We start from the raw sequence: 2,569 nt of genomic DNA, 5'->3' as shown, positions 1-2,569 counted from the left end.
GCGGAGACGAGGAGATTCGACAAATACTATTCCGAACACCTTTGTTTTCAACAGTATTCTGTATTTTTTTATTTTGTTCCCCTATCTTCGGCGTGTCTTACTCGTATTTATATAGTTGCTGTGTTATTATATAAATATAAGGAAAACGAAAGGAGGTGAGAATGAAATGGACTGAAATAGCAGAGCTACTGCTCCACCTAATAGATACAATCGCAAGCATCGTAGGCATAGCAATAGCTCTCAAAGAAAAGAAGCGAAAACCTAAGCATAGGAAATAGCTTCACGGTAGCCCCTCAGCGGGGCTACCCCTTTCAGTCTAAATCATAAAAGTATGAGCGCAAAATTGTTTTACAGCATCATTGCGGTTTTAACCGGAATTACTGCACTGTATGAGGCATTTATCATGCGCAGCACTCCAAAAACAATCATATGGACAGCCATCTGCATTGTTTGGATAATTGCTGCAGTACTAAAGAAAGACAAGACACAATGACCGAAATCTATATGAGTTTTACCGAGATTGCTGAATATCTAGGAATAGCTAAAGGCGCTCTAGCAAACTACAATCTGCCAGAACCCGACGCTCTTATTGGGCGCACACGTGGATGGAAGAAATCTACTATCGAGCAGTGGAATGCTAATCGTCCAGGACACGGCGGCAGACCTCGAAAACAGTAGAAAATGCAAAAGAGTCCTCCCACAACCGCAAAAGATTGTGGAAGGACTCTATCAACGTTACATGTTCGAGCGTAGCGGATTATACGCTACGCCGAAACCGCCCGCGAGAATACCAGCAGCAGTACTAATGAAACCGCCGATATCAGCGTAGCCGAACGTCATAAAACCAAGCCCAATCACTGAAGCGACAAGACCCGCTACATAGATGATTGTGCGCACTCGCGCGCTAAACACTGGCACATAGCTTTTCAAATCTTCACTAGCATGATTATCCTGGACATGTTCTCCCATTTTATTCTCCATCTTTAGTAGTTTTTGTTGCTTCGGTTACGCGCTTAGTAGCCTCTTCCACACTTTCATTCACGGTCTTGCCCACCGCTTCCATGAACGTGTTATAACGCTGCCACGCCTGCGAAATAAGCAGATTATACATATCCCAGTTCACTTTGCCGGTGGAACCAAGTCCGTTCGCGTAGGATAATGCTTCGATATCTTGTAATGCTTGAGCTCCTGAAAGCTCAGTAATCAGCGCATACGCTGTAGTCCCCCACGGAGTTGTTGTTTCAATAAGATACATGCTTTTACCTTCCTTAGCTTGTACTGTTTGACTGTTCGAGACTAGCGACATAGTGCCGTTAGCGACATCATTTTTGAATTGTTCCCACGAATAACCCCAACGTGTGAAATATGGGATCGGGTCGGTGTGGTCGGAACCACCCCACTGTTGAGTAGCTTCCTGATGACAGATAAGACGGTCAACGCCCCAACCATGCGCGGCAAGACGTTCACGTACGACCTGGATAGCTATCTCGATACCTTTACGGAAGTCTTCCTCGTTAGTCGCCTCGCAAATCTCAAGACCTTCAACGTACGGATTACCGTCGCCAACTTGGAAACATAAACGGTTGTAAGGTACTGTGTGAAACGCTTCCGCCCAGTCAGACACGAGGTGCACAGCATACAAGTAGTTACGACTCCATAAGCTGACATGATTCGCGGCGGTCGCGCCCACGTTTGCAGTGGAATGCACGCAAAAATACGAAGCATTAAGACTACCGTGACCATTATTCACAATCTTTTCTTGTATTACACTCACAATTTTTTCTCCTTCCTTTTATTCTTGAATATCGAATTTGTCTACGTTTAAACCGAGCTCACTTGCCGTCCTCTCTACTCCGCTCCTGATTTCATCAGGCAAGCGAGGTTTCGGATGCTCGTCTAACCAATCCTTATCAAGCATTTTGCACATAGCATTCAGCCAATGCCCGAGCGCTCGCACATACGCGATAGAAGAAGATAGTTGCTGCTCAGCGTCATAGAGATTTGCTTCTGCTTGACGGCGTTGCCTCATCTCATCCGACACAGCATGAGATAAGCTATTTAGTCTTTTGTCTGTATCTTCTAACTGTTGACGGAGCAGTGACTCAGTTTCAGCACGCGTCTTATCCGCATTCTGCTCATTACTCTTCGCTTGCGTTCTACTCGTGATGAATGCGACAGCGAAACTAATAAGGCCTGTGATGAGCGCGACAAGCACGTTATCCACGTCGAAGGGACTCATAGGAATCACAATTCTTTTTTCTCCTTAAAAATAAAAAAGACCACACAACATGTGGTCTCCTAAAAAATTTTTCGCCTAAAGCACCCGTCAAGCAGTAAACCACACGCCCAACACTTGTAGATATCGCGACTGTGAGAAGTTACCGTTAATCTCGATACCACCGCGACTATTCACAAGCAGGCTCGCGACCGTACTCGAATTATCGCTACACGTGATAACACCTTGACCAGCAGGACGATAGCCATCAGGAATCGTCTCCGACGCGTTAAAATGCGCATTCGCACCACTGGCAGACGTGAGCACCTGCTCAGACACCACAACCAAATTACC

The 2,569-nt window shown here is 45.7% G+C and carries 5 protein-coding genes; 1 reads left to right on the top strand and 4 read right to left on the bottom strand.

The annotated features are described in order from the left end of the window. Positions 1 to 489 precede the first annotated feature (489 nt). Positions 490 to 678, top strand: a complete 189-nt coding sequence (locus tag G464_RS0108205; protein WP_021618639.1) for a helix-turn-helix transcriptional regulator — start codon at positions 490 to 492, stop codon at positions 676 to 678. 57 nt (positions 679 to 735) lie between these two features. Here G464_RS0108205 and G464_RS0108200 read toward each other — a convergent pair whose 3' ends face one another. From G464_RS0108200 to G464_RS10150, 4 genes are all read right to left on the bottom strand, one after another. After that, positions 736 to 969 carry a hypothetical protein gene (locus G464_RS0108200; protein ID WP_022857439.1) on the bottom strand — a complete coding sequence of 78 codons (234 nt, stop codon included), beginning with the start codon at positions 967 to 969 and terminating at the stop codon, positions 736 to 738. Position 970: 1 nt separating this feature from the next. Then, on the bottom strand, positions 971 to 1,774 hold the full coding sequence (locus tag G464_RS09800) for a peptidoglycan recognition protein family protein (protein WP_022857438.1): 804 nt from the start codon (positions 1,772 to 1,774) through the stop codon (positions 971 to 973). A gap of 18 nt (positions 1,775 to 1,792) precedes the next feature. After that, on the bottom strand, positions 1,793 to 2,239 hold the full coding sequence (locus tag G464_RS0108190; RefSeq protein WP_021618642.1) for a hypothetical protein: 447 nt from the start codon (positions 2,237 to 2,239) through the stop codon (positions 1,793 to 1,795). Positions 2,240 to 2,326: 87 nt separating this feature from the next. Next, positions 2,327 to 2,569: hypothetical protein (locus tag G464_RS10150; protein ID WP_022857437.1), on the bottom strand; the 243-nt coding region annotated here is incomplete at its 5' end.

The organism is Alloscardovia omnicolens DSM 21503 (assembly GCF_000420505.1).
Taxonomy (GTDB): domain Bacteria; phylum Actinomycetota; class Actinomycetes; order Actinomycetales; family Bifidobacteriaceae; genus Alloscardovia; species Alloscardovia omnicolens.
This window is presented reverse-complemented; position numbering and strand designations above follow the sequence as displayed.

Bases quoted from the DNA above. Each gene is read 5' to 3' on its own strand.
- G464_RS0108205 (WP_021618639.1), top strand. From the start codon at position 490: ATGACCGAAATCTATATGAGTTTTACCGAGATTGCTGAATATCTAGGA.
- G464_RS0108190 (WP_021618642.1), bottom strand. From the start codon at position 2,239: ATGAGTCCCTTCGACGTGGATAACGTGCTTGTCGCGCTCATCACAGGC.
- G464_RS0108200 (WP_022857439.1), bottom strand. From the start codon at position 969: ATGGGAGAACATGTCCAGGATAATCATGCTAGTGAAGATTTGAAAAGC.